Genomic DNA, 25,855 nt, shown 5'->3' with positions numbered 1-25,855 from the left:
TCGCGTCCTCTCCTCAACTCAACGGCCCGGGACCGTGCCCAGCGCCTGCGCCACATCGGCGTGCACCGGGAAGATCCCGTCCGCACCGGTGATACGGAACATCCGCGCGACCGGCCCGCTCAGCCCGGCCAGTTCCAGGGTGCCGCCGGCCTCCTGGAGGGTGAGCCGGCCGCGCAGCAGGGCGTTCAGCCCGGTGGAGTCGCAGAACTCCAGTCCCGCCATGTCCACCAGCAGCCGGCCGCCCTGCGCGGCCGCCGCGTCGAGGGCCGCCTCGAGGGGCGCGGCCGTGTCGTGGTCCAGCTCACCGCCGAGGGTGAGCAGTACGGTCCCGTCCACCGCCCGCACCGTGACGGTGAACCGCTCTTCTTCCGTTTCGAACACCATCCGGCATCACCTTCCGTCAGCCGCTCCCTACGCCTTCCCGGGTGCCGCCGCTGTATGCGCCCGCACGTCGCCCGGTCGGCGGTCATGGTCCTCACTCTGCGTGCACGCCGGGCGCGAGGGCCGCAGCGGGGGTGGCACGCGTTGCCTCGATGTCATTGTGCGTTCGCTCAGCGGATGCTCAGATCCGGATAACGATGACGTCACCACGCAAGGGCCTTTGGGCCTGGTCACGGGCGAATGGCCGATTTGCCGGTGATGTTCACCACGGCCCGCGGCCTGACGCCGTGGTACATCTTCTCGACCGCCTGACCGGACCACCCACGTCCGGTCAGGGGCGCTGAAGTCGGCAGACCGCCGGCATGCAACTCCATCAGCATCCGGGGGATCGGAATCCGGTCCGCGGCCGAGCACGGCGGCGGATCGGCATGGAGCGGAAAGGCGCACCAGAGCATGACCTCGACGCAGGTCGAACACCACCACGGCGACGACAACGCCACCAAGGGCACCACGCCCGAGGAGGGCTACGAGCGCGGCCTCGGCAGCCGCCAGGTCCAGATGATCGCCATCGGCGGCGCCATCGGCGTCGGCCTCTTCCTGGGCGCCGGGGCGAACATCGCCAAGGCCGGGCCCAGCCTCATCCTCATGTACGCCCTCGCCGGCGTCATCGTCTTCTTCATCATGCGAGCGCTCGGCGAGCTGCTCCTGTACCGCCCCGTCTCGGGTTCCTTCGCGGAGTACGCCCGCGAGTTCCTCGGCCCGTTCTTCGGGTTCGTGACCGGCTGGACGTACTGGCTCATGTGGGTGGTCACCGGCATGGCCGAGCTGACCGCCGCGGCCATCTACGTGCACTTCTGGTTCCCGGACGTGCCGCAGTGGGTCACCGCCCTGGTCTTCCTGGTGGTCCTGTTCGTCGCCAACCTCATCTCGGTGAAGATCTTCGGCGAGATCGAGTTCTGGTTCTCGATGGTCAAGGTCACCGCCCTGATCGGCATGATCGTGATCGGCATCGGCGTCGTGACCTTCGGGTTCAGCGCGGCCGGTGACACCGCCGCCGTGTCCAACCTCTGGGCCTTCGACGGCATCTTCCCCAAGGGCGTCGGCTCCAGCCTGATGACCCTCCAGGGCGTCATGTTCGCCTACCTGGCCGTCGAGCTCGTCGGCGTCACCGCCGGCGAGTCCGAGAACCCGGAGAAGACCCTCCCCAAGGCCATCAACACCCTGCCCTGGCGCATCATCGTCTTCTACGTCGGCGCGCTCAGCGTCATCCTGATGGTCGTCAAGTGGACCGAGTTCCAGCCGGGCGTCAGCCCGTTCGTGGCGGCCTTCGCCAAGATCGGCATCCCGGCCGGTGCGGCCATCGTCAACTTCGTGGTCCTCACCGCGGCCCTGTCGTCCTGCAACTCCGGCATGTACTCCACCGGCCGCATGCTGCGCGACCTGGCCGCCAACTCCGAGGCTCCCAAGGCGCTCGGCAGGCTGAGCTCCACCAAGACCCCGGCCCTCGGCATCACCCTCTCCGCCGCCCTCATGGGCATCGGCGTGGTCCTGAACTACGTCGTCCCGGAGAAGGCCTTCGGGTACGTGACCTCGGTGGCGACGGCGGCCGGCATCTGGACCTGGCTGATGATCCTGGTCAGCCACATTCGCTACCGCCGCGCGGTGGTAGCGGGCAAGCTGCCCGCCTCCTCCTTCCCGGCTCCGGGCGGCACCGTGTGCAGCTGGATCGCCGTCGCGTTCCTGCTGATGGTCACCGTCCTGATCGCCATCGACCCCGACAGCCGCGTCTCCCTGTACGTGGGCGCCGGCTGGGCGGTCTGCCTGGCGATCGGCTGGGCCGTGCTGAAGGCCCGCAACCCGCAGATCGCGGCGCGGGCGGCGGGTACGGCCGGTGCTCCCGGCACCGCCGGCACCGCCGGTGAGGAACTGGAGCCCGCGGGCCGGTCCTGACCCCTCCCCGCACTCCCCCGACGGGGGCGTACCGGCCTTCCCCCAGCCGGTGCGCCCCCGTCGTCGTACCCGCACGCCGTGCGCGTCGTAGTCCGCGCCCCCGGGAGCCGTCAGGCGGCCTCCACCGCCACGACCGGGCTGCCCGCCCTGGCCGCGTCCAGGCTGTCGACGACGGCCTCCAGGCTGCCCGTGGCCGCGTAGACCCCCCGCTGGCGGCGGGCGCCGGTGCCCTTGCCGCGCAGCCCGGCCCACAGGGCCCGCACCGCGCCGAGGTCACCGGCCGGCTCCAGACCCGGGGCCGCCCGTTCCAGCAGCCGGTCGACGAGCACCCCGGCGGGCTCCCGCCTGCCGGTCCACACGTCGAGGCCGGGGCCGTCGATCCCGTGCGTCGCGGCCAGCCAGTGGGCGGCGCGCAGCGCGCGCTCGGGCGGCCGGGGCGGCGGTACGTCCGCGTCCACCTCCACGAGGAGGGCCGAGGCGAGGCCCCGTACGAGGGCGGCCGTCAGGACGACGGTGTCCAGGTCGGCGTTGACGTCGGCGATCCGGATCTCCAGCGTCGGCACGTGCTCGGAGGGGCGGGCGTGCCAGTACACCATCCCGCGGTCGAGCAGCACCCCTGAGCTGACCAGGCCGTCGACGTACTCGAGGTACTGGGGCTCGTCGACCAGGGGAGGCGGTCCGACGGTCGGCCAGCACGCGTAGGCGACCGAGCGCCCGCTGTCGAGGCCGGTGTCGCGGCCGCAGACGAAGGGGGAGTTCCCGGTGATCGACTGGAGCACCGGCAGCCAGGGCCGCATGTGGTTCGCCAGTGCCAGGGCCCGCCCCCGGCAGAGCGAGCCGACGTGTACGTGACAGCCGCAGACCAGGCGGTCCGGGCCCACGCACTCGGCGAAGCGGTGCGCCATCAGGTGGTAGCGGTCGGTGTCGGTCACCGTCAGCGGCTCTTGGGGCGGGATGACCGCGGTGCCCGAGGCCACCGCCAGGCAGCCGACCCCTTCCGCCCCCTGCGCCACGGAGCGCCGCAGGCGCACCAGCTGCTCGCGCAGGTCCTCGCGGTCGGCGGTGGGTTCGGTGCAGATCTCCACCTGGGCGTTGTAGAACTCGGCCTGGACCTGACCGCCCAGCTCCCCCGCCAGCGCGCGGATCACCGCCGGCGCCCGGTTGACCGGCGCCCTGCTGACGCGGTCGACGAGGTGGTACTCCTCTTCGACGCCGATGGTCAGTACGTCCATCGAGTCCTCCTTGCCGAGCGCCCGGCGTCCACCCGCCGGGCGGCCCCTCCCATCATCCGCCCGCCCCGCCGTTCCGCGAAGGGAACCTGGTCAAGGGGGGTGCGCCGCGCGCGGACGCCACTGCGGCGGCGCGCGGGTTCAGTAGCCGAGCTCGCGCTTGAGCTCGGCCTTGTCCATGGAGGAACGGCCGTGCAGGTTGCGGCGCTGGGCCTCCGCGTAGAGCTGGTCGTACGTGGGCCCCTGCGCTCCGCTGTGGGAGCGCTGCCCGCCGCGCTTGGCGGAGGACATGTCCTCGATCGAGCTCCTGCTCGCCGTCTTGGACTCGCCCGCGCGGGCCCGTTCCTTGTTCACGGTCCGCGCCGCGATCTCCTTCGCCCGCTTCGGGCTCTCGCCGCGCTGCTCCGCGCTCTCCTTGATGTGCTCGTACTGCCGTTCACGTTTGGGGCTGGAACCTCGAGGCATGACGACTCCTTCTCCGGGAGGGGTGGAAGCATGCCGGGCGCCTACCCCTCGCGACCCTTCGCACTCCTCACGCCCCCGGATCCCGGAGGCGGGGCGTCAGTCGCCGGGGGCCCAGAGGGCGGTCAGCCGGCCGGTGCCGGGCGCGAGGTCCGTCCAGCTGCCGTGGAAGTCCACCACGGCGACGGCGCAGGTGGGGAGGCCCGCAGCGATCCGCCGCAGGAGGTCGGGCAGCCCCTCGGCGGCCAGCGCGGTGGCCAGTTCCTGGATGCCGGGGTTGTGGCCCACCAGCAGCAGGCCGGACACGCCGTCGTCCGTCGCGGTCACCGCCGCCAGCAGCTCCTCCGCACCGGCGTTGTAGAGCCTGTCGTCGTACACGGTCGGTGGCCGGTCCGCCAGCGACGGCAGCATGAGCTGCCAGGTCTGCCGGGTGCGCCGCGCGGACGAACACCGCGCGAGGGCGACCCCGAGCCGGGACCCGGCGAGCCGGCGCCCCGTCGCCGTCGCGTCGGCGCGCCCCCGGTCCGCCAGCGGACGGTCGAAGTCGTCGACGCCGTCCTTGGGCACGGCCTTGGCGTGCCGTACCAGGACCACGCGCCGCTCTTGCGTCCCGGACACCTCTGCCTCCTCGGTCCCACCGGTGGGCGGGCCAGGAACCCGCCCTGACCGCACGGGGACATCATTGGACATCCCGGGCACCCGCCGCGTTCGCCGCGCCCGTCCCCGCGGGTGCTTGAGCGGCTCGCGCCGGGGCAGGCGCGGGCTGTACGAAACGGAGAGGTGAGCGCCGTGACAGAACCGAGCCGACCGCAGCCGGACGGTCCCGGGCCGACCCCGTCGGACCCCGATCCGGTCCCCCGTGACCCCCAGCCGGAGGACGCCCCCGGCAAGCCCGCCGAGCCCCCGCCCGGGAATCCCGAGGAGCCCGTACCGGAACCCCCCGACTGAGTCCGCCCCGGAGGCTGCCGCCCGCGTCGCCGGCCCGCGCGTTCTGTGCTGAGCTGGACATGTCCGCGGGCAACAGCGCCGCCGGGAGGCACACCATGCCGCACGTCCGTCTCGACGCACCGGCGCCGACCCGGCCCGGGGTCCTGCTGCCCCGGCGTGAGCTGGCGGTCGGCTGGACGCTGATGGCGCTGATCGCCGTACTCGCGTGGGCGCTCACGATCGGGCAGGCCCGGCACATGGGGATGGAGCCCGGCACCATGGGGCTGGCGCTCCCGCTGTTCCTGCTGCTGTGGGTGGTGATGATGGCGGCGATGATGCTGCCGTCGGTGGCGCCCGTGGCCATCACCTGGGTACGGGGGATCTGCCGGCGTGCGGCGGGCCCGGCCCGCGCCCTGCACATCGCCGAATTCCTGAGCGGCTACCTGCTGGCCTGGACCGCCTTCGGGGTCCTCGTGTACGGAGCGCTTGCCGCGACCGGGCGCCTGGTGGACGGCGATCCGCAGGCGGGGCGCTGGATCGGGGCCGGGGCGTTCCTCCTCGCGGGGCTGCACCAGTTCGGACCGCTGAAGCGGGTCTGCCTGCGGCACTGCCGCAATCCGATGTTCCAGCTGCTGCGGTACTCGCGCTTCAGGCCGTTCGCGAAGGACCTGCGGGTCGGCGCACACCACGGGCTGTACTGCGTCGGCTGCTGCTGGGGGCTGATGGTCGTCCTGATCCCGCTCGGTTTCATGAACGTGGCCGCGATGGCGGCCGTCGCCGCGGTGATCTTCCTGGAGAAGCTCTGGCGGCGGGGTCCCTGGCTGGCCTGGGGCATCGGGATCGTCTTCCTCGTCCTGGCGGGGCTCGCGCCCTTCCAGGACTGGCTGCTGCCGGGCCTGGAGAACGCTCCGCCGATGGAGGAGATGGGGGACATGGGGGACATGGGCCGGATGACGGGCCTGCCCTGAGCGCGGCGGCCCCGGCTTCCCCCACCGCGGCGACAGGAGGAGAATCGACGTGATGACCCTCACCGCCGAGCGCCTGTGGTGATGTCCGGCGGGGCATCGCCGGCCACGCCCTCCCGCCCGGCGCCGGGCCATGTGGAGGCGATGAGATGACCGACACGACAGCGACCGTCCCGAGATGGCACGCGGCCGGCGACTGGTTCGACACGTGCAGGTGCAACGTGCCCTGCCCCTGCTCCTTCGCCCAGCTGCCCACCTACGGCGAATGCGACGGGGTCCTGGCCTGGCACATCCGTGAGGGCAACTACGGCGAGGTACCGCTGGCCGGGCTCAACGTCCTGATGCTCGGCTCCTTCGTGGGCAACGTCTGGGCGGAGCACACCGACTCGTACGGGGCGGTGTTCATCGACGAGCGGGCCGACGCCGCGCAGCGCGAGGCCCTGCAGATGATCTTCGGGGGCCAGGCGGGCAGCTGGCCGGCCGAGATGGTGACCATGTTCGGACCCGAGATGCGGGGCATGGACTTCAGCCCCATCCAGATCGAGGTCGACGAGGACCTCGGCGGCTGGAGGGCCAGCATTCCCGGCCGGGTCGAGGCGAGCGCGGTGGCGCTCACCGGCCCCACGACACCGGAGGGCGCGCGCGTCCAGTCGACCAACCTGCCGGGCTCGGAAACGGGGCCGGGACAGGTCGCCACCTGGGGCCGCTCGACCGCCGACCGCGCCGACGCCTTCGGCTTCCACTGGAACCGGGCGGGCCAGTCCAGCAAGCACATCACCTTCGACTGGACGGGACCTGAATGAGGCACCGGCTCACCCGGGGGTCCGGTCGGGGACCAGGCGCGGGACGAGGTGTACGCAGGCGACCATGCCGATGACCTCGACCAGGGTCTGGGTGACCACGACGACCGCGGCGACGGCCAGCTCGTCGGGCAGGGCGAGGGCGAGCGGCAGGACGACCAGCGAGTTGCGGGTCGCGCCGGTGAAGACGACGGCCCGGGCGGCGGCGGTGTCCAGCCGGAAGAGGCGTGCCACCGCCCGCCCGGCGAAGGCCATGACGAGCAGGAAGCCGGCGTAGCAGGGGATGACGGCCGCCACGTCGCCGAGGCGGCCGCCCAGCCGGGGGACCTGGGAGGCCACGACCGTGATCAGGGTGGCGGCCATCAGCGGCACCATCGTGGCGGTCGCGGCGCCGGAGACCCGCGCCCCGGCCGGCCGGCGCGCCGCCCATGCCTGAAGGGTCCAGGCCAGGGCGAGCGGGACGACGATCAGGAAGAGGAAGGCCTCCAGGAACGGGCCCGCCTCGACGACCTCACCGAGCCCGGGGCCCATGAACAGGTAGAGGAAGCCGGGCAGGAGCAGCATCTGCGCGATGAGCAGGAGCGGGGTGGCGGCCAGCAGACGGCGGCTGTCGCCGCCCGCGAGGCCGCTGAAGACGATCACGTAGTCCACGCACGGGCACAGCAGTACCAGCAGGACGCCGGTCCGGACCGCCTGGTCGGCGGGCAGGAAGGCGAACAGGGCGGCCACGACGAGCGGCACGACGACGAAGTTCACGGTCAGCGCGGCGGCCAGGAACCGTCCGTCACGCAGCGATCGGAGCAGATCGGCGGCCGGGACCTGGAGGAAGGTGACGAAGAGCAGCGCGCCGAGCACCGGATTGATCGCGTGTTCCAGACCGGGCCCGACGGCGGGCGCCGCCCCGCCGAGGACCCCGCCGAGGGCCATGGCGCCGAGGTAGATCGCGACCTGGTGGTCCTCCATCCGCTCCACCGCACCGCGCGGTTCCCGTGTCACGCGGAGGGCTGCCCGCCGGCATCCGTACCGCGCATGAAGACGACCGCCACCAGCGCCAGCCCCACCACGGCACCCACCAGCTGGACGCCGACGAAGGCGGGCACGGAGGCCGGGGCGATGCCCGCGAAGGTGTCGGTGAAGGCGCGGCCGATGGTGACGGCCGGGTTGGCGAAGGAGGTGGAGGAGGTGAACCAGTAGGCGGCGCCGATGTACGAGGCCACGGCGGCGGGCGCGAAGCGCAGCCGGTCGGTGCGGGCCAGGCCGAAGATCAGCAGGATCAGCCCGGCGGTCGCGACGACCTCCCCCAGCAGCAGGTTCCCGGCGGAGCGGTCGTGGGTGGACCACTTCACCAGCGGCTCGCCGAACATGGCGTCCGCCAGGACGGCGCCCGCGATCGCGCCGGCGATCTGCGCGGGCACGTACACGGCCGCCTCGCGGGCGGTGACGCCGGCGCCGCCGCGGCGGGCGGTCCACCACTCGGCGAGGGTGACGGCCGGGTTGAAGTGGGCGCCGGACACCGGGCCGAGGAGGGCGATGAGGACGCCGAGGCCGAACACGGTGGCGGTGGAGTTGGCCAGCAGCTGGAGAGCCACGTCGTCGGTCAGCTCGGTGGCCTGGATGCCGGAGCCGACCACGACCGCCACCAGCGCGGCGGTCCCGACGAACTCGGCGGCGGCCCGGGCGACCAGCGGGGCCGCCGGCGGCGAAGGGGGCGCGGAAGCGGCTGTCACGGACTCTGCGGGCACGGTGGCGGTCACGGCGGATTCTCCTCGGGCACGGGCACGGGAACGGAAAGCGGGTCAGGGACAGGACCGCTTGAGGTTGGCCTCGGAGGTGGCGCGCGCGGTCCGGGCGAGGTCGGCGAACTCACCTGCCAGGACTTCGATGACTTCCGGGCGAAGGCGGTAGTACGTGAACCGTCCGCACGGCTCCGTCTCGACGACCCCCGCCTCGCGCAGCACCTTCAGGTGGTTGGAGAGGTTCGTCTGCCTGGCACCCGTCTCCTCCACGAGGTGGGTGGTGCAGAGCGTCTCCCGGGCCAGGAGGGTGACGATCCGGAGCCTGAGCGGGTCGCCCAGAACCCGGATCAGATCAGCGCTGACTGACGTCATCATGCGCTGATACTGTCACATCAGCTGGAGCTGACACGACTCCAGACCGAGTCGAGCCACCGAGTCGAGCCTAGGAAGAACCAATGTCCTCCGCCCCCGCCGCTTCCGTCCTGTTCGTCTGCATCCACAACGCGGGCCGTTCCCAGATGGCGGCCGGGTTCCTGCGCCACCTCGCCGGGGACCGCGTCGAGGTCCGCTCCGCCGGCTCGGTGCCCGGCGACCGGGTCAACCCCGCCGCCGTCGCGGCCATGGCCGAGCTGGGCATCGACATCTCCGGTCAGCAGCCGAAGGTCCTCACCCCCGAGGCCGCCCAGGCCTCCGACTACATCATCACCATGGGCTGCGGCGACGCCTGCCCGTACTTCCCCGGCAAGACCTACCTCGACTGGCAGCTGGAGGACCCGGCCGGCCAGGGCGTCGAGGCCGTACGCCCCATCCGCGACGAGATCAGGGGCCTCGTCGAGGGCCTGATCGCCGAGATCGACGCCAAGGGGGCGTGAGCCCGGCTCCTCGGCGGGGCCGCCCGGCAGTGGCTTCCGGCCGCCGGGTAGGGTCTCGGCGTGGTCATGACCCGAGCTGCATCCAGCGCGCCCCGGACCCGCCGGGCGGCGGGCCCGCTGCGACTGCTGTGGCTGGCCGCGCTGCTGTTCGCCTTCCTCTACACCCACGCCGCCGGAGCCGACAGCGCCTCCGCGCACGTCAGCGGTGGCGCCGTCACCGTGACGTACTTCGAGTCCGCCTCCGAGTCCGCCGACGGGGGCGGGCCCCCGCACCACGGCGAGCGGGCGCCCGGCGGGCTGGAGGACGGCGGCGGGCACGCGCACCCGGCCGAGGCGTGCGCCTCCGGCCATCCGCAGCAGGGCGTGGACGTGCCCGGCCTCCCGCTGGTTGCGTTCGGTGAACCGGCCCCCGCCTGCGCCGCGATGACGCCCGCGCCGTGGGCCCGGACCGCCCCGTCCGCCCTGCCTCCCCTGCGCAGTTCCCTCGGCTCCGTGGTGCAGCGCGTATAGATCCGGGCGTTTCACCCCGGTCTGTCCTGACTCTCATCGCCGACCCCGGCCGCTCCTCGACAGCGGACCGGGTGATGAGCCACGCCTGCACCACCAAAGGAACCTCGCACGTGACCTCGACCCAGCTCCTCCACGCCCAGACCCCGGGAGCGGCGGGCCCGTCCCCCGCCGGCCGGACCGCCCGGCGTCAGACGCACCGGGCCCACAAGCGTTCGCTGCCCGCCCACTACCTCGGATACGTCGGCTACTTCGTCGGCGCCGGCCTCATCAGCGGCGCCGTCGTCCACCACCCGCTCGACCCCGACCGTTACACCCGCATCGCCGCGTACGGGGCCCTGGTCTTCCTCACCGCGACCGTCCTCAACGAGTTCCTCCTCACCCGGGAACGGCCCGCCCTCCCCCGCATGCTGATGGTCATCGGCTCCTCGCTGCTGCTGTCCTTCGGCATCGGCATGCTCAGCGGCGGCCTCCAGCACTTCGACGACTTCCCCGACCGCGGCGCCGTCCTCGTCCCCGCCGGCCTCGTCGTCTCGTTCGTGGCCTACGTCATCAAGGACGCCGACACCCCCTGGTACCGCATCTTCAGCCTCGTCGGCCTGACCGTCCTCGCGGTCGCCGCGCTCGCGTTCTTCGGCCTGCGCCAGGTCGCCGCGTCCATGGAGGCCACCCCGGGCGGCCACAGCCACGGCACCGCCGAAACGGAGGAACCCGCCGCGGACCAGCACGCGCCGGCCGCTCCGGCCACCCCGAAGCCCGCGCCCACGACAGCCCGCAACGACGGCCACGGGCACGGCCACTGACCGTCCCCAGGGGCTGATCCGGCAACCCCGGATCAGCCCCGCGGGAGCGCGAGTTCCCTTTCGAATCCGGACAACAGCGCTTCGAGCGCGAAGTCGAAGCGCGCCCCGGCCGCGTCCTCACCGGCCTCCCCGGCGGCGCTGACCAGCAGCGGGTAGGCCTCCGGGTCCAGCGAGGCCAAGCCGCCGGCGCCGTCGACACTGCCCGCCTGCGCGGCGGCGTGACCGACGACGAAGCTGGTCAGGGAGTACAGGACGTCCAGGGTCCGGGGCAGGGGGAAACCCGCCCCGGACAGCATCTCCACCACGGCCTCCATCGTCCGCAGGTTGCGGGGTGTCATGGCGGGCCGGGACAGCAGCAGCGGCACGGCGTGCGGATGCGCGCCGAGCGCGGCCATCAGCGCGTGGGCGTAGGCGCGCAGGTCCTCCCGCCAGGTGGCGGCGCCGAACTCCGGGGGTACGGCCTCCGCGACGACCTGCTCGATCATCCCGTCCAGCAGGGCGCTCTTGTTCGGCACGTGGTGGTAGAGGGTCATCGCCTCCACGCCCAGTTCGGCGCCGAGCCGGCGCATCGACAGGGCCTTCAGCCCCTCTCGGTCGACCAGCCGTACGGCTGCCTCCAGGACGGCCTGCCGCGTGAGCCCCACGCGCTGCCCGCGAGCCCTGTTGGCCCCCATGACACCTCTCCTTCCGCACCGGACGCCCCGCGTTCCGGGTTCCGGGTTGACCATTCTTACGCCGTAAGTATAACTTCGGCCGCGCAGCCTTACAACGTAAGAATCACCGTGAAGACGAGGGGACGATGACCAGCACCGAGCTCGCCGAGGCGAGGAAACAGTCCACACCACCACCGGAGGATTCCCCGGACGGGCAGGGCCTGGCAGGGCTGCTGCGGCCCTACGCGAGGGGCTTCGCGGCCGTGATCTCCCTCCAGCTCGTCGGTGCGGTGGCGGGGCTGGCGCCGCTGCTCGCGGTCGTCGAGCTGGGCCGGACCCTGCTCGCGCCCGGCCCGGTCGACCACGGCCATGTCCGCTTCGTCGTGGTCGCGGGCGCGGCCGGCCTCTTCGTCCGGCTGCTGTTCACCGCCGCGGCGGCGGGAGTCGGGCATCTGCTCGACGGGCGGGTGCAGTTGGCGTTCCGCCGGCAGCTGGCCGCGCGGCTGGGGCGGGTCCCGATCGGCTGGCTGGCCCGTCGCCGCAGCGGCGAGCTGGCCAAGCTGGTGGGCGAGGACGTGTCCGCCGTGCACCCCTTCATCGCCCACACCCCCGGCGAGCTGGCCTCCGCGTTCGTCGTGCCACTGGTGTCGCTGGTCTACCTGTTCACCGTCGACTGGCGGCTGACGCTGATCACCCTGATCCCGGTGGTCGCGGCGATGGCGCTGGTCCCGCTGATGATGACTCCGGCCCGGCTGCGCGAGCAGGCCGCATTCGACGCGGCGATGACGCGGATCGGGGGCTCCGTCGTGGAGTTCGTCCAGGGCATCGCGGTGGTCAAGGCCTTCGGCGGGGGCGAGCGCGCCCACCGCGAGTTCCGCACCGCCACCGACGAGTTCGTCGCCGCCTTCCGGCGCTGGGTGCACGGGATCTCCCCGATCGCCGCGGGGATGCAGCTGGTGCTGTCACCCCCGTTCGTACTGCTGGCCGTGCTGACCGGCGGCGCGGCGCTCATCGCCGGCGGGGAGCTGGCACCGGCCGATCTGCTGCCGTTCCTGCTGCTGGGACTCGGGCTGACCGCCCCCGTGGCGGCGCTCGGGCACGGCTTCGACGAGCTCCAGGCCGCCCGCCGCGCGGTCGGCCGGATCCGCGAGGTGCTCGCGGTGCCGCCGCTGCCGGAGCCGGCGCACCCCCTCGCGCCGCACGGCCACCGGGTGGAGCTGCGCGGCGTCCGCTTCGCCTACGAACCCGGCCGCGAGGTACTGCGCGGAATCGACCTGGTGCTGGAGCCGGGGACGGTCACCGCGCTCGTCGGACCGTCAGGGAGCGGCAAATCCACGCTGGTCCAGCTGCTGCCGCGGTTCTTCGACCCGACGAGCGGCTCGGTCCGCCTGGGCGGCGTCGACCTGCGCGAGCTGAGCGGCCGGGAGCTGTACCGGCAGGTCTCCTTCGTCTTCCAGGACGTGCGCCTGCTGCGCGCCTCGGTCGCGGAGAACATCGCGCTGGCGGTACCGGACGCCCGTCCGGAGGAGGTGGTGCGCGCCGCCCGGCTGGCGAACATCCACGACCGCGTGCTCGAACTGCCCCGCGGATACGAGACGGTGATCGGCGAGGACGTCCGGCTGTCGGGCGGCGAGGCCCAGCGCGTCGCGCTCGCCCGCGCCCTGCTGGCCGACACCCCCGTGCTCGTGCTCGACGAGGCGACCTCCTTCGCCGACCCGCACACCGAGCAGGCGGTGGGCCGCGCCCTGGAGGCGCTGCGGGGCGATCGGACGGTCCTGGTCATCGCCCACCGCCCGGAGACCGTCGCCGGCGCCGACACCGTCGTGGTGCTGGCGGACGGAGGTGTCGTCGAGCACGGCCCACCCGCCGAACTGCTCGCAGCGGGCGGTCCGTTCGCCGCGCTGTGGCGCACCCTGCACGCAGCGGGCTCCGCAGGAGAGGGGGTCCGGCGATGATCCGGATGCTGCTGCGCGTGCTGGGCCACCAGTACTCCCGCCCGATGCGCCGCACCCTCGCGCTGATGACGACCACCGCGGTCGTCGAGGGCCTGTCCTACGCCCTGCTGCTGCCCGTGCTGCGGGCGCTGCTCGGGGGCAGACCCGAGGAGGCCTGGCCCTGGCTGGGCGCGTTCGCCGCCGCGGTGGGGGCCTACGCGGTGCTGCGCTACCTCAGCGACCTGTCGGGGTTCCGCGTCGGCACCGCGCTGCTGCGCGGTGTGTACCACCGCCTCGGCGACCATCTGGCCCGGCTGCCCCTCGGGTGGTACGGCGCGGCCCGGGTCGGAGACCTGTCCGTCCTGGCCGGACAGGGTGTGCTCCAGGCGATGAGCGTGATCGCGCACCTGCTGGCGCCGTTCGTCTCCGCCGCCGTGACGCCGCTGGCGATCGTCGCCGTGATCCTCGCCGCCAACTGGCAGCTGGGCCTGGCCGCGCTGGCCGCCGTCCCCGTCGTGGCGGCGATCCAGCTCCTGACCGGTCGCTCGACCGCCGCCGAGGACGCGGAGCGCGCCGCCCGCGACCGCGAGGCCACCGGCAGGGTCATCGAGTACCTCGGGGCCCAGCCGGTGCTGCGCGCCGGGGGCCGGACCGCCGAACGCTTCCGGCTGCTGGACGACTCCCTGCGGCAGGTCCAGGACGCCTCCCGCCGCTCCACGCTGTCGGCGCTGCCCGGCGCGCTGGGGCTGACGCTGACGGTGCAGGCGGTGTTCACCGCGATGCTGGTCCTGGGCGCCCACCTCGCCCTCGGCGGGGACATCGGGGCCGCGGAGCTGCTGACGGTCCTGGTGCTGGCCGCCCGCTGCGCGGATCCGCTGCTGTCGCTGGCCGACCTCGGCGGCAAGCTCCGCGGCGCGCGCGGCGAACTGGGCCGGCTCGACGCGGTGCTGCGCACCGAGCCGCTGCCGCAGGCCCCCGACCCGGTCCGACCGGCCGGTCACGGGGTGGAGTTCGACTCGGTCACCTTCCGGCACGGGGAGCGCACGGTGTTCGAGCAGCTGTCGCTGTCCGTCCCCGAGGGCCGGCGGCTGGCCGTGGTGGGGCCGTCGGGCGCGGGCAAGAGCACGCTGCTGCAACTGCTCGCCCGGTTCCACGACGTCGACGCGGGCGCGGTGCGCGTCGGCGGCGCGGACGTGCGTGCCATCAGCACGACGGATCTGATGGCGCGGTTCGCCATCGTCTTCCAGGACGTCTACCTCTTCGACGGCACCATCGAGGACAACGTGCGCCTGGGCCGCCCCGACGCCACCGGGGCCGAGGTACGGGCAGCCGCGGCCGCGGCGCGACTGGACGAGGTGATCGAACGTCTGCCCGACGGGTGGGCGACCGGTGTCGGCGAGGGCGGCGCCCGCCTGTCCGGCGGCGAGCGCCAGCGCGTCTCGATCGCCCGCGCGCTCCTGAAGGACGCGCCGATCGTGCTGCTGGACGAGGTCACCTCCGCCCTCGACCCCGTCAACGAGGCGGCCGTCCACGCCGGCATCGAGCGCCTGATGGCCGGCCGAACCGTGATCATGGTGGCCCACCGGATGCGCACCGTCCGGCACGCGGACCGCATCGTCTTCCTCGACGGCGGCCGCATCGTCGAGGAGGGCGGCCACGACGAACTGCTCCGCCGCGGCGGCCCCTACGCCGACTTCTGGAACCTCTCCCTGGTTCCCGCAGCCGAAAAATGATCAAGGGGCCGTTTTCGGATCTCTCCGAAAACGGCCCCTGATCTACGACTCTCTCGAGTCGGGACGACAGGATTTGAACCTGCGACCCCTTGACCCCCAGTCAAGTGCGCTACCAAGCTGCGCCACGTCCCGTTCCTACTTCGTGCCCCCCACCTGGGGTTTCCCCCTCGCGCCGGGCACATGCAGAACATTACCCCACACCGAGGGGTGCGCGTGCACGGGTAATCGGCGAGGGGGAGGATGGCCCCGTGAAGGAACGGGACCGGGACGGTGAGGGGCGGGCGCGCAGCGCGCGTCCGCGCGACGGGCTGGGGCGGCCGCTGCCGTACGGGGCGCGGGGAGTGGAGCGGCAGCCCGAGGGGGTGGTGCGCACCCCGGCGGCGACGGTGACGGAGGCGCAGCGGCTGCTGGACGCCGGGATGCCCTTCCACGCGCACGAGGTGTTCGAGGACGCGTGGAAGTTCGGGCCGCAGGCCGACGCCCCCTTGTGGCGGGGGCTGGCTCAGCTCGCGGTGGGGCTGACGCACGCCGCCCGGGGGAACGCCGTCGGCGGGGCGCGGCTGTTGCGGCGCGGGGCCGGTGCCCTGGCCGGGCACGGGGACGCGTACGGGATCGACGTGGCGGGGCTGGTCGGGTGGGCCCGGGAACTGGCCGGGCGGGTGGAGGCCGGGGAGCCGGTCGACGCGGCGGCCGAGGCGCCCCGGCTCGGCGGCCGGCCGGGCCGCGGCTGACCGGCCGGCGGGCCCGCCTGGGCTGGTGTTACGCGGCCGGCTGGAGCAGGTCCCAGCGGTTGCCGTAGAGGTCCTCGAAGACGGCGACGGAGCCGTACGGCTCGTGGCGCGGCTCCTCGAGGAAGCGGACTCCCTCGGCGGTCATCCGGGCGTGGTCGGCGGCGAAGTCGTCGGTGTAGAGGAAGAAGCCGACCCGGCCGCCCGTCTGGTCGCCGACGCGGGAGCGCTGGGCCTCGTCCTTGGCGCGGGCCAGCAGCAGGGCGGACTCCTTGGCGCCGGGCGGGCGGACCACGACCCAGCGGGAGCCGTCCGGGCGGGCCGTGTCCTCGGCGAGTTCGAAGCCGAGGGCGCGGGTGTAGAAGTCGATGGCCTCGTCGTAGTCGTGGACCACGAGGGCGGTGAGGGCGATGTGGGATGGCATGGGGCTATTGTGCGCCGAGGAGGACGACTTCCAGGGTGCGGGGACCGTGGACCCCCTCCACCCGGTCCAGTTCGATGTCGCTGGTGGCCGAGGGGCCCGAGATCCAGGTCAGCGGGCGGGTGGGGTCGAGGCGTTCGAGGGCCTGCGGGACGGAGTCCACGACCTGGCCGGGGACGCGGACTACGCAGATGTGGTGGTCCGGGATCAGGGTGATGCGGCGCCGCCCCTGGTCGGGGCCGCCGTCGAGGACGAGGGTGCCGGTCTCGGCGACGGCCAGGGCGCAGCCGGTGACCACGCTGTCGACGCCGTCCAGTTCCTGCGGGGTGGAGGCCGCGCGGTCGTGGACGCGGGTCACGTCGGCCGCGGAGAGCCAGTGCGGGGGCAGGGCGGGCGGGACCAGGACCGTGGCGGAGCCGCGTTCGGCGAGCAGCCGCGCCAGCAGCGCCGGCAGGCCTTCCTCGTCGGCGCGGTGGACCTTCGCCCGGTACTCGGTGAGGTTGGCGGCGAGCAGGTCGGCGCTCTCGGCCGGGGTGCGGGCGCCGTGGACCCGCAGGTAGTCCCGGGGGACCTCGGCGTCCGGGCCGGAGGCGGCCCGGCGGATGCGGGCCAGGATGCGGTCCTTGCTGGTCACCCTCGGTCCCCCCGTTCCCGGGCCCACCAGTCGCGGAAGGATTCCGCCGGGATGCCGGGCAGTTCGCGGCTGTCGGTCCAGGCCCGGCCCGGTCCCGGGAGCCGGCGCGGGCGCAGCCGGCGGGCACGGGACAGCAGCCGCTCCCCCGCGCGCAGGGCGCCCGGGCGCTCCAGGAGGAGCCGGGCGGCGCGCATGGCGGCCCGTTCGGCGGTGTGTCCGCGCGCCGGCCGGATGCGTACGCGCACGCCCTCGCGGGTCACCGGGCCGCCCTGGACCACCCGTTCGCGCAGGTGGACGAGGACCTCGGGGATGTCGATGGCCACGGGGCAGACCTCGTAGCAGGCCCCGCACAGGGTGGAGGCGTAGGGCAGGGTGGCGTCGATCGGGCTGCCGGTGCCGCGCAGTTGGGGGCTGAGGATGGCGCCGATGGGGCCCGGGTAGACGGAGCCGTAGGCGTGGCCTCCGGCGCGTTCGTAGACGGGGCAGACGTTCAGGCAGGCGGAGCAGCGGATGCAGCGCAGGGCCTGGCGGCCGGTCTCGTCGGCGAGGGTGTCGGTGCGGCCGTTGTCGAGGAGGACCAGGTGGAAGGCGGAGGGGCCGTCGCCGTCCGCCCCCTTCGATGGCCCCAGCCCGGTCCACATGGTGGTGTACGGGTTCATCCGTTCGGCGGTGGAGGATCGCGGCAGGGTCTGGAGGAAGATCTCCAGGTCGCGGAAGGTGGGCACCACCTTCTCGATGCCGACGACCGAGATGAGGGTCTCGGGCAGGGTGAGGCACATCCGTCCGTTGCCCTCGGATTCGAGGACGACCATCGTGCCGGTCTCGGCGACCATGAAGTTGGCGCCGGAGACGGCCACTTTGGCGCGCAGGAACTTCTCGCGCAGGTGGAGGCGGGCGGCTTCGGCGAGTTCGCGCGGGTCGTCGCCGAGGTCCTCGGGGGCCGGCCTGCCCCAACCGCCCATCTCGGAGCGGAAGATGTCGCGGATCTCGCCCCGGTTGCGGTGGATGGCGGGGACCAGGATGTGCGAGGGCCGGTCGTGGCCGAGCTGGACGATCAGCTCGGCGAGGTCGGTCTCGTAGGCGGCGATCCCGGCGGCTTCCAGGGCCTCGTTGAGTCCGGTCTCCTGGGTGGCCATGGACTTGACCTTGACGACCTCCCGCTCCCCCGTGGCGCGGACCAGGTCCGTCACGATCCGGTTGGCCTCGTCGGCGTCGGCCGCCCAGTGCACGGTGCCGCCGGCGGCGGTGACCGCGGCCTCCAGTTCCAGCAGGTAGCGGTCGAGGTGGCGGAGCGTGTGGTCCTTGACGGCCTTGCCCGCCGCCCGCAGCCGGTCCCAGTCGGCGAGTTCGGCGACCGCGCGGGCCCGCTTGTCCCGGATGGTGTGGGTGGCGTGGCGGAGGTTGGCGCGCAGTACGCCGTCCCGTACGCCCTCGCGGGCGGCGGCGGGGAAGGGCGGGAAGGCGGGCATGCCGAGGTGGGTACCGGTCATGGCAGGGGATCCTCCTCCGTGGCGGCCAGGATCTCGGCGAGGTGCAGGGTGCGCAGCGGGTCGCCGGCGCGGTGGAGGATGCCGCCGAGGTGGGCGAGGCAGGAGTTGTCGGCCCCGCACAGCACCTCGGCGCCGGTGGCCCGGGCTGCCGTGATCTTGTCGGTGCCCATCGCGGTGGACACGTCCGGGTTCTTGACCGCGAAGGTGCCGCCGAAGCCGCAGCACTCCTCGGCGCCGGGCAGCTCGAGCAGTTCGAGGCCCTTGACGGCGGCCAGCAGCCGTCTGGGGCGCTCGCCGAGGCCGAGGGAGCGCAGGCCGTGGCAAGAGGGGTGGTACGTGACGGTGTGCGGGAAGTAGGCGCCGACGTCGGTGACGCCGAGTACGTCGACGAGGAACTCGGTCAGCTCGTGGACGCGGGGTACGAGGCCCTCCGCGAGGTCCGCCAGTGCGCCGCCCCGTCCCTCCTGCCGCGCGAGGGCGCCGATGCGGGGGTAGTGCGTACGGATCATCGCGGCGCATGAGCCGGAGGGGGTGACCACGTGGTCGTAGCCCGCGAAGGCCTCGGCGGTGCGGCGCAGCAGCGGTTCGGCCTCGTGGCGGTAGCCGGTGTTGTACTGCGGCTGACCGCAGCAGGTCTGGGCGGCCGGGAAGTCCACCTCGACTCCGAGCCGCTCCAGCAGCCGTACGACGGCGATGCCCGTGCGGGGGTAGAGCGCGTCGTTGACGCAGGTGACGAACAGGGCGGCTCGCATGATGGGCACAATAGCCCGGTGAAGAAGTTCTCAGTCATCGGCATAGGCGCGGGCGACCCTGACCACCTGACCCTCCAGGCGGTCCGGGCGATCGGCGCGGCGGACGCATTCCTCATCCTGGAGAAGGGGGAGGAGAAGTCGGATCTGACCGGTTTGCGGCGCGCGATGCTCGACGCCCACGCCCGTCCCGGCCACCGGCTGGTGGAGGGCCGCGATCCGGACCGCGACCGCACCCCGGCCGACTACACCCCGACCGTGGACGGCTGGCGCAGCGCGCGGGCCGAGATCTTCGAGCGGTTCATCGCCGAGGACCTGGCGGAGGGCGAGACCGGGGCCTTCCTCGTGTGGGGCGACCCCTCCCTGTACGACTCCACCCTCGCGATCCTCGACGAGGTCCTGGAGCACGGCCGGGTGGCCTTCGAGCACGAGGTGGTGCCCGGCATCAGCAGTGTGTCGGCGCTGCTGGCCAGGCACCGGACCAATCTGAACCGGGTCGGCCGGCCGGTCCAGATCACCACCGGGCGCCGGCTCGCGGAGGGCTGGCCTCAGGACGTGGACGACGTGGTGGTGATGCTGGACGCCCGGCACGCCTTCACCGCCCACCTCGACCAGGACCTCTTCATCTACTGGGGTGCCTACGTCGGCACGCCGGACGAGATCCTGGTCTCGGGGAAGCTGGCGGAGGTGTCCGGCCGCATCGAGGAGCTGCGGACCGAGGCCCGCGCCCGCAAGGGCTGGATCATGGACACCTACCTGCTCAGGCGCCTCTGAGGCCCCTTCCTCATCCCGGCTTCACCCCAGGAAGGCGGGCAGGGCGGCGGCGAGGCGCTCGTACTCCTCGGCCCGGTTGTAGATCTGCCCGCAGACCCGGATGCCGCCGCCGCCCGGCCGGGGCCAGACCAGCACCCGGATACGGAGCTTCGCCGCGAGTTCCTCGCGCATGGCCACGGCGGCGTCCTGGGTCTCGGCGGTGCCGGGCGGCAGCAGCAGGGAGCGCAGGGCCAGGCCCGGGGTGTGCGGGAGCAGGGTCAGGCCGGGGATCCGGGCCAGCAGCTCCGCTCCGTAGGCGGCGAGGGCGCTGTTGTGGGCGCGGACCTCGGCGGCGCCGAGCCGCTCGATGAGGTCGAGGCCCTCGGGGGCGGCCAGCCAGCCGGTGTAGTCGGCGGTGGCGCGGTACTCGACGGAGCGCGGGAAACCGTGGTGGTCCTGCCAGGACGGCGCGAGCGAGCGGACCCGGGCCCGGTGGGCGGGGGCCACGGCGAGCAGGGCGGTACCGGAGGGGGCGTAGCCCCACTTGTGCAGGTTCCCGAACCAGAAGTCGGCGCCGGCGGCGACCGGCTCGGCCAGCATGCCCGGGGTGTGGGCGCCGTCGACGACGGTGGTGATCCCGCGCGCGGAGAGCTCGGCGAGGAGCCGGGGCCCGGCGATGAGGCGGGCGGTGGGCGAGCTGACGTGGTCGAGCAGGGCCACCTTGGTGCGGGGCGTGAGCGCGGCCAGCACGGTTTCTCGTACGGCGTCCTCGTCGGGGAGGCGCGGGTCCAGGGCGACGGTGGTGACGCGGGCACGGCGGGCGGCGGCCGCGACGACGGTGCCGTAGCCGTGGTCGGTGACCAGGACCTCGTCGCCCTCGGCGAGGGGGATGGCGTCGAGGGCGAGGTTGGCGCCCTCGGTGGCGTTGGAGATGAGGGCGAGGCCGTCCGGGTCGGTGCCCAGCCGGGCCGCGATCCGCTCCCGGGCTCCGGCCAGCCGCTCGGGGACGGCGCTGAAGAAGGCGTCGGGGTCGGCGTGGGCCTGCGCCCGGAAGGCCTCCTGCGCCTCCTGGACCGGGACCGGGACCGCCCCGTAGGAGCCGTGGTTGAGGTGGGCGACGGCGGGGTCCAGCCGGAAGAGGCCGGGGCCGCCGGGGAAGGCGGGCGGGGCGGAAGGGGCGGACGGCGCGGTCACGGGGACCTCCTGGGTGACGTGTCGGGCGCGGGCTTCGTGGGCCGCTCCGGGAGCATGCGGCCTCGCCGCCCGGGACGGAAGGGCCACTCGGCCCGGATTGGCCTGGGGGGTGTCTTGTGGGCCGCGCCGCGCGCGTGTCGTTACGCCGGACGGCCGCTGGTCGCCGCGTAGTACTGGAGGTCCTGCACCGGCACCTCGTGGTCCACCGGGTACGGCAGCTCCACCCGCGCCGCGCCCTTCCCGTCGCGCACCACCTCCGCCGAGCTGGTCCCGGGCCGCAGCGGGAGCAGTTCGGCGTGGACGCCGGCCGGGGCCCCGTGTTCCGCCCGGGCGGGGCCGACCGCGGTACGGACGGTCCCGGGCGCCGTCAGGAAGCTGAGCACCTCCACGGTGTCCCGGGGGGCGGCGCTGCCCTTGCGGAGGGCCATCACCAGCGACTGGTCGCCCGTCGGGTCCGCGTCCGCGAACTGGGTGCGGGAGGTGAGGTAGAGCGTGTCGCGGACGATCTCCGGCCAGCCGCCGGTCTTGAAGCGGGTCAGGTAGTACGAGCTGAGGTCCAGGTACGCGTACCCGTTGTGCAGGGACGGGGCGAACTGGCTGCCCTCGGAGTAGTCGTTCCAGGTGGTCAGCTGCACCCAGTCGGCGCCGTCCTCGATGGCGTGGGTCCAAGTCGAGCGCAGGGTGGCGGTGTTGCCGGCCTCGTCGTAGATCCCCTGGTTGGGGCGGGCGTCCTGGACGGACACGGGCTGCATCCAGATCTTGCCCGCGCCGTGGGCCCGCCGGACGTCGGCGGCGGCGCCCTCCTGGCCGGCGTAGCTGCGGCTGCCCCACTCCGAGAACCCGTAACTGAGGGGCGCGAAGGCCTCGTTGTGCGCGGCGAAGTCGAGGAAGAGGGGGACGAAGGCGGTCCGGACACCGTGCCGGGACTGGAGGAGGTCCAAGGCCCGGCGCCACCAGTCGGGGCTCTTCTGCTCGGCCTTGAACGGGGACACGACGAGCCGGCCGTCGCCGAGCCGGTGCGCGGCGGGGGCCATGGCGAGCGCGGCCAGGGCGTCGGCGACCACGGCGGGGTCGTCGGTGTCCAGCGAGGTCATGTCCGGCATCAGCATGATCTTGAAGGCGGGGTCGACGGCGTGGGCCGCCCGCATGAGGAGGCCGGCGCGCTCCCGGTGCTTCCCGGAGAGGGAGAGCAGGTCGAGGGTGAAGCCGTCGATGCCCGCGTCGCGGGCGGTGCGCACCTCCTGCTGGAGGTTGGCGTACTCCCAGCTGCCGTCGTCCTGGGGCGGGACGGGCAGCGGGCGGTCGCGCAGCAGGCCGCCGTACCGCTCGTGCTTGCCGTTCTCGCCGTCGGGGTCGAGGTAGTTGCGGGTGTAGTAGTCCGCGTCGGCGCTCGCGTTGTCCAGGGAGAGCGGGTAGGGGGTGAAGTAGTGGGCGAACACGAGCTTGCCGCCCGCCGCCGCGGAGCGCAGCGCGGCCGGCGCCGGCAGGTCGAAGGGCAGGGCCCCGGCGGGGCGTGCGCCCCCTCCGCCACCGGCCTGGCCCCGGGGCTCGGCGGAGGGCGTGGCCTCCGGGCGGGCGGGGGTGGGGAGGCGGTCCCAGGCGATACCGGTCGCGGCGCGGACGCCGACGAGGAGGAAGACGGAGATCAGGAGGGCGAGCAGGGGCCTGCGCCCCCGTAACCAGGGCCGGCGCCGGTGCGAGGGGCGCCGGGGGCGGTTCGCTCGCCGGTTCGCTGTCATCGTGGGCCTCTCCCCTGCGCACGCCGAATGCGCCCCGCCGCCGGGGCTGCTGAGCAGCAGTAGAGCCGATGGGCGCCGCGCGGACAACTGTCCACCGGGACCTGCCGGAGGAGGCCGTACGGGCGACCGCGCCGGCCCCGCGGCGCGCGGCCTTCGCCCGGCAGCCGGACCGGCAGGGCATCGGCTGACGGGGACGGCCCCTTGACCGCCTCGCCGGAATACGACATTCCCCTGGTCATGCACCTGAATTGACGCATAATCATCCTCATGCGGCTCGAATCCACCCTCTTGCCGCAGTGGGTCACGCATGCAACGGGGGGCATCGTGATGACCGGAACACTGCCGACCACATCCACCGAACTTTCCGCGCTGCTCACCGCCGTCCGGCGGGGCCGGGTGCTGACGGTCACGGGCCGCTTCCACGAGGCACGGAGCCTGCTGGTACGGGAGATCGCGCGGCGCCTGTCCTCCAACTTCTGCGACGGGGCCGCGGTGGTCACCGTCTCCCCGGACGGCGGCCTGCGCGGACTCGTGGCCGCGCTGGGCTGCGTACCCGGCATGCCCCTCCTGCCGTGCGGAACGGCCAACGCGGCCTCCTGGCTGGCGGAGCGGGACATGCTGCTGGTCCTGGACGGCAGCGACCGGCTCGACCCCGAGGCGCTGACCTGGCTGCGGGAGCTGCTCGCCGCCGCGCCCGGCCTGCGCATCCTGGCCGCCGGGCGGCACCCGCTCGCCGTGGGCCAGGGCCGGGTGCACCGGCTCTGACCGCCTGCCCCCAGGGCCGTGGGCCAGAGCCGGGGCACCCGGATACGGGTCCGCCCCGGCCGGGCGCGGGGCCGGCCGGGGCGGAACACGTACCGCTCGGTACTGCTGCGGGCGTCAGCCCAGGATCGCGAGCGCCTGGTTCAGCGTCGCGGACGGACGCATCACCGCGGCGGCCTTGGCCGGGTCGGGCTGGTAGTAGCCACCGATCTCGGCCGGGGAGCCCTGCACGGCGATGAGCTCGGCGACGATGGCCTGCTCCTGCTCGGCCAGCGTCTTGGCGAGCGGCTCGAAGGCCGCGGCCAGCTGCGCGTCGTCGCTCTGGCCGGCCAGCTCCTGCGCCCAGTACAGGGCGAGGTAGAAGTGGCTGCCGCGGTTGTCGATGCCGCCGAGGCGACGGGTCGGCGACTTGTCCTCGTTGAGGAAGGTGCCGGTGGCGCGGTCCAGGGTGTCGGCCAGCACCTGGGCGCGGGCGTTGCCCGTGGTGGTGGACAGGTGCTCGAAGCTGGCGGCCAGGGCGAAGAACTCGCCGAGGCTGTCCCAGCGGAGGTAGTTCTCCTTGACGAGCTGCTGCACGTGCTTCGGCGCGGAGCCGCCGGCGCCCGTCTCGAAGAGGCCGCCGCCCGCCATCAGCGGGACGACCGACAGCATCTTGGCGCTGGTGCCCAGCTCCAGGATCGGGAAGAGGTCGGTCAGGTAGTCGCGCAGCACGTTGCCGGTCACCGAGATGGTGTCCTCGCCGCGGCGGATGCGCTCCAGGGAGTACTTGGTGGCCTCGACCGGGGAGAGGATCTCGATGGTCAGACCCTCGGTGTCGTGCTCGGCGAGGTACGTCTTGACCTTGGCGATCAGCTGCGCGTCGTGCGCCCGGTCCTCGTCGAGCCAGAAGACGGCCGGGACGCCGGTGGCGCGGGCGCGGGTGACGGCGAGCTTGACCCAGTCCTGGATCGGCAGGTCCTTGGCCTGGCAGGCGCGGAAGATGTCGCCGGCGGCGACCTCCTGCTCCAGGACCACGTTGCCCGCGGCGTCGACGACGCGGACGGTGCCCGCGGCGGCGATCTCGAAGGTCTTGTCGTGGCTGCCGTACTCCTCGGCCTTCTGGGCCATCAGGCCGACGTTCGGCACCGAGCCCATGGTGGACGGGTCGAACGCGCCGTGCGCGCGGCAGTCGTCGATGACGACCTGGTACACGCCGGCGTAGCTGCTGTCCGGGAGGACGGCGAGGGTGTCGGCCTCGGCGCCGTCCGGGCCCCACATGTGGCCGGAGGTGCGGATCATGGCCGGCATCGAGGCGTCGACGATGACGTCGGACGGCACGTGCAGGTTGGTGATGCCCTTGTCGGAGTCGACCATCGCGAGGGCCGGGCCCTCGGCGATCTCGGCGTCGAAGGAGGCCTTGATCGCGTCACCCTCGGCGAGGGCGCCCAGGCCGTTCAGGATGGTGCCGAGGCCGTCGTTGGGGGACAGGCCGGCGGCGGCGAGGGTCTCGCCGTAGCGCGCGAAGGTCTTCGGGAAGAAGGCGCGGACCACGTGGCCGAAGATGATCGGGTCGGAGACCTTCATCATGGTGGCCTTGAGGTGCACCGAGAACAGCACGCCCTCGGCCTTGGCCCGCTCGATCTGGTCGTTCAGGAAGGTGCGCAGGGCGTCGACGTGCAGTACGGACGCGTCCACGACCTCACCGGCGAGGACCGGTACGGACTCGTGCAGGACGGTGGTGGCGCCGTCGGCGGCGACGTGCTCGATGCGGAGCGTGCCGGCCTCGGCGATCACGGCGGACTTCTCGGTGGAGCGGAAGTCGTTCTCGCCCATGGTGGCGACGTTCGTCTTCGACTCGGGGGTCCAGGCGCCCATGCGGTGCGGGTGGGCCTTGGCGTAGTTCTTCACCGAGGCGGGGGCACGGCGGTCCGAGTTGCCCTCGCGCAGGACCGGGTTGACGGCGCTGCCCTTGATCTTGTCGTAGCGGGCGCGGATCTCGCGCTCCTCGTCGGACTTCGGGTCGTCCGGGTAGTCCGGGAGGGCGTAGCCCTGGCCCTGGAGCTCGGCGACCGCGGCCTTCAGCTGCGGGATCGAAGCCGAGACGTTGGGCAGCTTGATGATGTTGGCTTCGGGGGTCTTCGCCAGCTCGCCGAGCTCCGCGAGGGCGTCGGCGATCCGCTGGCTCTCCTCGAGGTACTCGGGGAAGACGGCGATGATCCGACCGGCCAGGGAGATGTCACGGGTCTCGACATTCACACCGGCCGTCGACGCGTAGGCCTGGATCACAGGCAGGAAGGAATACGTCGCGAGGGCCGGGGCCTCGTCAGTGTGCGTGTAGATGATGGTCGAGTCAGTCACCGGATGCTCCGCTCCACAGTCTGCGTCTCTCGTCTGCAACATTGCTCGACATCAAGATATCTCGTGATCGGGCCGGTCTGGACAGCCCCCTGCCCG

Annotated in this window: 28 protein-coding genes and 1 tRNA gene; 12 read left to right on the top strand and 17 right to left on the bottom strand. The window is 73.3% G+C overall.

Translation table 11 applies throughout. The annotated features are described in order from the left end of the window. Positions 1 to 18 precede the first annotated feature (18 nt). On the bottom strand, positions 19 to 384 hold the full coding sequence (locus OOK34_RS34635; protein WP_267038135.1) for an STAS domain-containing protein: 366 nt from the start codon (positions 382 to 384) through the stop codon (positions 19 to 21). A gap of 227 nt (positions 385 to 611) precedes the next feature. Further along, positions 612 to 761: a hypothetical protein gene (locus tag OOK34_RS34630; protein ID WP_267038134.1), complete on the bottom strand. Its 150-nt coding sequence runs from the start codon at positions 759 to 761 to the stop codon at positions 612 to 614. Between the two features lie 73 nt (positions 762 to 834). On the opposite strand from OOK34_RS34630, the gene OOK34_RS34625 reads away from it, so the two are divergent. After that, on the top strand, positions 835 to 2,331 hold the full coding sequence (locus OOK34_RS34625) for an amino acid permease (RefSeq protein ID WP_267038133.1): 1,497 nt from the start codon (positions 835 to 837) through the stop codon (positions 2,329 to 2,331). Between the two features lie 110 nt (positions 2,332 to 2,441). Here OOK34_RS34625 and OOK34_RS34620 read toward each other — a convergent pair whose 3' ends face one another. The 3 genes from OOK34_RS34620 to OOK34_RS34610 form a co-directional block, all read right to left on the bottom strand. After that, positions 2,442 to 3,563: a glutamate--cysteine ligase gene (locus tag OOK34_RS34620; RefSeq protein WP_267038132.1), complete on the bottom strand. Its 1,122-nt coding sequence runs from the start codon at positions 3,561 to 3,563 to the stop codon at positions 2,442 to 2,444. A 138-nt stretch (positions 3,564 to 3,701) separates the two neighbouring features. Further along, positions 3,702 to 4,025, bottom strand: coding sequence for a plasmid stabilization protein (locus OOK34_RS34615; protein ID WP_267038131.1), 324 nt, complete (start codon positions 4,023 to 4,025; stop codon positions 3,702 to 3,704). 96 nt (positions 4,026 to 4,121) lie between these two features. Next, complete coding sequence (locus OOK34_RS34610) at positions 4,122 to 4,640, bottom strand: histidine phosphatase family protein (protein WP_267038130.1); 519 nt, start codon at positions 4,638 to 4,640, stop codon at positions 4,122 to 4,124. Between the two features lie 171 nt (positions 4,641 to 4,811). Here OOK34_RS34610 and OOK34_RS34605 point away from each other — a divergent pair, with 171 nt between their 5' ends. From OOK34_RS34605 to OOK34_RS34595, 3 genes are all read left to right on the top strand, one after another. Beyond that, positions 4,812 to 4,970 carry a hypothetical protein gene (locus tag OOK34_RS34605; RefSeq protein ID WP_267038129.1) on the top strand — a complete coding sequence of 53 codons (159 nt, stop codon included), beginning with the start codon at positions 4,812 to 4,814 and terminating at the stop codon, positions 4,968 to 4,970. Between the two features lie 95 nt (positions 4,971 to 5,065). Beyond that, entirely contained in the window at positions 5,066 to 5,917 is an 852-nt protein-coding gene (locus OOK34_RS34600; protein ID WP_267038128.1) for a DUF2182 domain-containing protein, read from the top strand. A gap of 146 nt (positions 5,918 to 6,063) precedes the next feature. After that, positions 6,064 to 6,717 (top strand): DUF1326 domain-containing protein, encoded by a 654-nt coding sequence (locus tag OOK34_RS34595; protein WP_267038127.1) that lies wholly within the window; start codon positions 6,064 to 6,066, stop codon positions 6,715 to 6,717. 9 nt (positions 6,718 to 6,726) lie between these two features. On the opposite strand, the gene OOK34_RS34590 is transcribed toward OOK34_RS34595, so the two are convergent. The 3 genes from OOK34_RS34590 to OOK34_RS34580 are packed head-to-tail and all read right to left on the bottom strand — an operon-like array spanning position 6,727 to position 8,825. Then, positions 6,727 to 7,710 carry an arsenic resistance protein gene (locus tag OOK34_RS34590; protein WP_267038126.1) on the bottom strand — a complete coding sequence of 328 codons (984 nt, stop codon included), beginning with the start codon at positions 7,708 to 7,710 and terminating at the stop codon, positions 6,727 to 6,729. Then, entirely contained in the window at positions 7,707 to 8,468 is a 762-nt protein-coding gene (locus OOK34_RS34585) for an aquaporin (RefSeq protein WP_267038125.1), read from the bottom strand. Before OOK34_RS34585 ends, OOK34_RS34590 begins: the two co-directional genes overlap by 4 nt. Positions 8,469 to 8,510: 42 nt before the next feature. After that, positions 8,511 to 8,825, bottom strand: a complete 315-nt coding sequence (locus tag OOK34_RS34580; RefSeq protein WP_267038124.1) for a helix-turn-helix transcriptional regulator — start codon at positions 8,823 to 8,825, stop codon at positions 8,511 to 8,513. A gap of 80 nt (positions 8,826 to 8,905) precedes the next feature. Here OOK34_RS34580 and OOK34_RS34575 point away from each other — a divergent pair, with 80 nt between their 5' ends. From OOK34_RS34575 to OOK34_RS34565, 3 genes are all read left to right on the top strand, one after another. Then, entirely contained in the window at positions 8,906 to 9,322 is a 417-nt protein-coding gene (locus OOK34_RS34575) for an arsenate reductase ArsC (protein WP_267038123.1), read from the top strand. A gap of 66 nt (positions 9,323 to 9,388) precedes the next feature. Then, complete coding sequence (locus tag OOK34_RS34570) at positions 9,389 to 9,832, top strand: hypothetical protein (RefSeq protein WP_267038122.1); 444 nt, start codon at positions 9,389 to 9,391, stop codon at positions 9,830 to 9,832. 110 nt (positions 9,833 to 9,942) lie between these two features. Next, the gene (locus OOK34_RS34565) at positions 9,943 to 10,632 is read left to right on the top strand and encodes a hypothetical protein (RefSeq protein ID WP_267038121.1); all 690 of its coding nucleotides are present in this window, start codon (positions 9,943 to 9,945) and stop codon (positions 10,630 to 10,632) included. Between the two features lie 32 nt (positions 10,633 to 10,664). Here OOK34_RS34565 and OOK34_RS34560 read toward each other — a convergent pair whose 3' ends face one another. Next, a complete protein-coding gene (locus OOK34_RS34560) occupies positions 10,665 to 11,306 on the bottom strand; it encodes a TetR/AcrR family transcriptional regulator (protein WP_267038120.1) in 642 nt (213 codons plus the stop codon). A 125-nt stretch (positions 11,307 to 11,431) separates the two neighbouring features. Here OOK34_RS34560 and OOK34_RS34555 point away from each other — a divergent pair, with 125 nt between their 5' ends. Both OOK34_RS34555 and OOK34_RS34550 read left to right on the top strand, forming a co-directional pair. Further along, positions 11,432 to 13,240 carry an ABC transporter ATP-binding protein gene (locus tag OOK34_RS34555; RefSeq protein ID WP_267038119.1) on the top strand — a complete coding sequence of 603 codons (1,809 nt, stop codon included), beginning with the start codon at positions 11,432 to 11,434 and terminating at the stop codon, positions 13,238 to 13,240. After that, positions 13,237 to 14,952, top strand: a complete 1,716-nt coding sequence (locus OOK34_RS34550) for an ABC transporter ATP-binding protein (RefSeq protein WP_267038118.1) — start codon at positions 13,237 to 13,239, stop codon at positions 14,950 to 14,952. The genes OOK34_RS34555 and OOK34_RS34550 overlap by 4 nt, the downstream gene beginning before the upstream one ends. 58 nt (positions 14,953 to 15,010) lie before the next feature. On the opposite strand, the gene OOK34_RS34545 is transcribed toward OOK34_RS34550, so the two are convergent. After that, positions 15,011 to 15,084: transfer RNA gene (locus OOK34_RS34545), tRNA-Pro, on the bottom strand. Between the two features lie 116 nt (positions 15,085 to 15,200). On the opposite strand from OOK34_RS34545, the gene OOK34_RS34540 reads away from it, so the two are divergent. After that, a complete protein-coding gene (locus OOK34_RS34540) occupies positions 15,201 to 15,683 on the top strand; it encodes a DUF309 domain-containing protein (RefSeq protein ID WP_267038117.1) in 483 nt (160 codons plus the stop codon). A 28-nt stretch (positions 15,684 to 15,711) separates the two neighbouring features. On the opposite strand, the gene OOK34_RS34535 is transcribed toward OOK34_RS34540, so the two are convergent. From OOK34_RS34535 to OOK34_RS34520, 4 genes are read right to left on the bottom strand one after another with little or no spacing between them, the layout of a single operon-like run. Beyond that, complete coding sequence (locus OOK34_RS34535; RefSeq protein ID WP_267038116.1) at positions 15,712 to 16,104, bottom strand: VOC family protein; 393 nt, start codon at positions 16,102 to 16,104, stop codon at positions 15,712 to 15,714. 4 nt (positions 16,105 to 16,108) lie between these two features. Then, positions 16,109 to 16,735, bottom strand: a complete 627-nt coding sequence (locus OOK34_RS34530; RefSeq protein ID WP_267038115.1) for an LUD domain-containing protein — start codon at positions 16,733 to 16,735, stop codon at positions 16,109 to 16,111. After that, complete coding sequence (locus tag OOK34_RS34525) at positions 16,732 to 18,225, bottom strand: lactate utilization protein B (RefSeq protein WP_267038114.1); 1,494 nt, start codon at positions 18,223 to 18,225, stop codon at positions 16,732 to 16,734. The genes OOK34_RS34530 and OOK34_RS34525 overlap by 4 nt, the downstream gene beginning before the upstream one ends. Next, positions 18,222 to 18,977 carry a (Fe-S)-binding protein gene (locus OOK34_RS34520; RefSeq protein ID WP_267038113.1) on the bottom strand — a complete coding sequence of 252 codons (756 nt, stop codon included), beginning with the start codon at positions 18,975 to 18,977 and terminating at the stop codon, positions 18,222 to 18,224. The genes OOK34_RS34525 and OOK34_RS34520 overlap by 4 nt, the downstream gene beginning before the upstream one ends. 18 nt (positions 18,978 to 18,995) lie before the next feature. On the opposite strand from OOK34_RS34520, the gene cobF reads away from it, so the two are divergent. Next, a complete protein-coding gene (gene cobF, locus OOK34_RS34515) occupies positions 18,996 to 19,748 on the top strand; it encodes a precorrin-6A synthase (deacetylating) (RefSeq protein WP_267038112.1) in 753 nt (250 codons plus the stop codon). A gap of 21 nt (positions 19,749 to 19,769) precedes the next feature. Here cobF and OOK34_RS34510 read toward each other — a convergent pair whose 3' ends face one another. Next, positions 19,770 to 20,921 carry an aminotransferase class V-fold PLP-dependent enzyme gene (locus OOK34_RS34510; protein ID WP_267038111.1) on the bottom strand — a complete coding sequence of 384 codons (1,152 nt, stop codon included), beginning with the start codon at positions 20,919 to 20,921 and terminating at the stop codon, positions 19,770 to 19,772. A 140-nt stretch (positions 20,922 to 21,061) separates the two neighbouring features. After that, entirely contained in the window at positions 21,062 to 22,660 is a 1,599-nt protein-coding gene (locus OOK34_RS34505) for a glycoside hydrolase family 71 protein (RefSeq protein WP_267038110.1), read from the bottom strand. Between the two features lie 267 nt (positions 22,661 to 22,927). On the opposite strand from OOK34_RS34505, the gene OOK34_RS34500 reads away from it, so the two are divergent. Then, on the top strand, positions 22,928 to 23,425 hold the full coding sequence (locus OOK34_RS34500) for a hypothetical protein (RefSeq protein ID WP_267038109.1): 498 nt from the start codon (positions 22,928 to 22,930) through the stop codon (positions 23,423 to 23,425). A 114-nt stretch (positions 23,426 to 23,539) separates the two neighbouring features. Here OOK34_RS34500 and OOK34_RS34495 read toward each other — a convergent pair whose 3' ends face one another. Further along, positions 23,540 to 25,759 (bottom strand): NADP-dependent isocitrate dehydrogenase, encoded by a 2,220-nt coding sequence (locus OOK34_RS34495; RefSeq protein WP_267038108.1) that lies wholly within the window; start codon positions 25,757 to 25,759, stop codon positions 23,540 to 23,542. Positions 25,760 to 25,855: the final 96 nt, after the last annotated feature.

This window comes from Streptomyces sp. NBC_00091 (assembly GCF_026343185.1).
Taxonomy (GTDB): domain Bacteria; phylum Actinomycetota; class Actinomycetes; order Streptomycetales; family Streptomycetaceae; genus Streptomyces.
The sequence above is the reverse complement of the archived record's forward strand: the minus strand, read 5'-3'. Positions and strand labels throughout refer to the sequence as shown.

Excerpts from the sequence above, each read along its gene's own strand:
- OOK34_RS34550 (WP_267038118.1), top strand. The coding sequence starts at position 13,237 with ATGATCCGGATGCTGCTGCGCGTGCTGGGCCACCAGTACTCCCGCCCG.
- OOK34_RS34505 (WP_267038110.1), bottom strand. The coding sequence starts at position 22,660 with ATGACAGCGAACCGGCGAGCGAACCGCCCCCGGCGCCCCTCGCACCGG.
- OOK34_RS34630 (WP_267038134.1), bottom strand. The coding sequence starts at position 761 with ATGCTGATGGAGTTGCATGCCGGCGGTCTGCCGACTTCAGCGCCCCTG.
- OOK34_RS34580 (WP_267038124.1), bottom strand. The coding sequence starts at position 8,825 with ATGATGACGTCAGTCAGCGCTGATCTGATCCGGGTTCTGGGCGACCCG.
- OOK34_RS34555 (WP_267038119.1), top strand. The coding sequence starts at position 11,432 with ATGACCAGCACCGAGCTCGCCGAGGCGAGGAAACAGTCCACACCACCA.
- OOK34_RS34560 (WP_267038120.1), bottom strand. The coding sequence starts at position 11,306 with ATGGGGGCCAACAGGGCTCGCGGGCAGCGCGTGGGGCTCACGCGGCAG.
- OOK34_RS34595 (WP_267038127.1), top strand. The coding sequence starts at position 6,064 with ATGACCGACACGACAGCGACCGTCCCGAGATGGCACGCGGCCGGCGAC.
- OOK34_RS34535 (WP_267038116.1), bottom strand. The coding sequence starts at position 16,104 with ATGCCATCCCACATCGCCCTCACCGCCCTCGTGGTCCACGACTACGAC.
- OOK34_RS34620 (WP_267038132.1), bottom strand. The coding sequence starts at position 3,563 with ATGGACGTACTGACCATCGGCGTCGAAGAGGAGTACCACCTCGTCGAC.
- OOK34_RS34625 (WP_267038133.1), top strand. The coding sequence starts at position 835 with ATGACCTCGACGCAGGTCGAACACCACCACGGCGACGACAACGCCACC.
- OOK34_RS34520 (WP_267038113.1), bottom strand. The coding sequence starts at position 18,977 with ATGCGAGCCGCCCTGTTCGTCACCTGCGTCAACGACGCGCTCTACCCC.
- OOK34_RS34570 (WP_267038122.1), top strand. The coding sequence starts at position 9,389 with ATGACCCGAGCTGCATCCAGCGCGCCCCGGACCCGCCGGGCGGCGGGC.
- OOK34_RS34635 (WP_267038135.1), bottom strand. The coding sequence starts at position 384 with ATGGTGTTCGAAACGGAAGAAGAGCGGTTCACCGTCACGGTGCGGGCG.
- OOK34_RS34525 (WP_267038114.1), bottom strand. The coding sequence starts at position 18,225 with ATGACCGGTACCCACCTCGGCATGCCCGCCTTCCCGCCCTTCCCCGCC.
- OOK34_RS34615 (WP_267038131.1), bottom strand. The coding sequence starts at position 4,025 with ATGCCTCGAGGTTCCAGCCCCAAACGTGAACGGCAGTACGAGCACATC.
- OOK34_RS34500 (WP_267038109.1), top strand. The coding sequence starts at position 22,928 with ATGCGGCTCGAATCCACCCTCTTGCCGCAGTGGGTCACGCATGCAACG.
- OOK34_RS34575 (WP_267038123.1), top strand. The coding sequence starts at position 8,906 with ATGTCCTCCGCCCCCGCCGCTTCCGTCCTGTTCGTCTGCATCCACAAC.
- OOK34_RS34600 (WP_267038128.1), top strand. The coding sequence starts at position 5,066 with ATGCCGCACGTCCGTCTCGACGCACCGGCGCCGACCCGGCCCGGGGTC.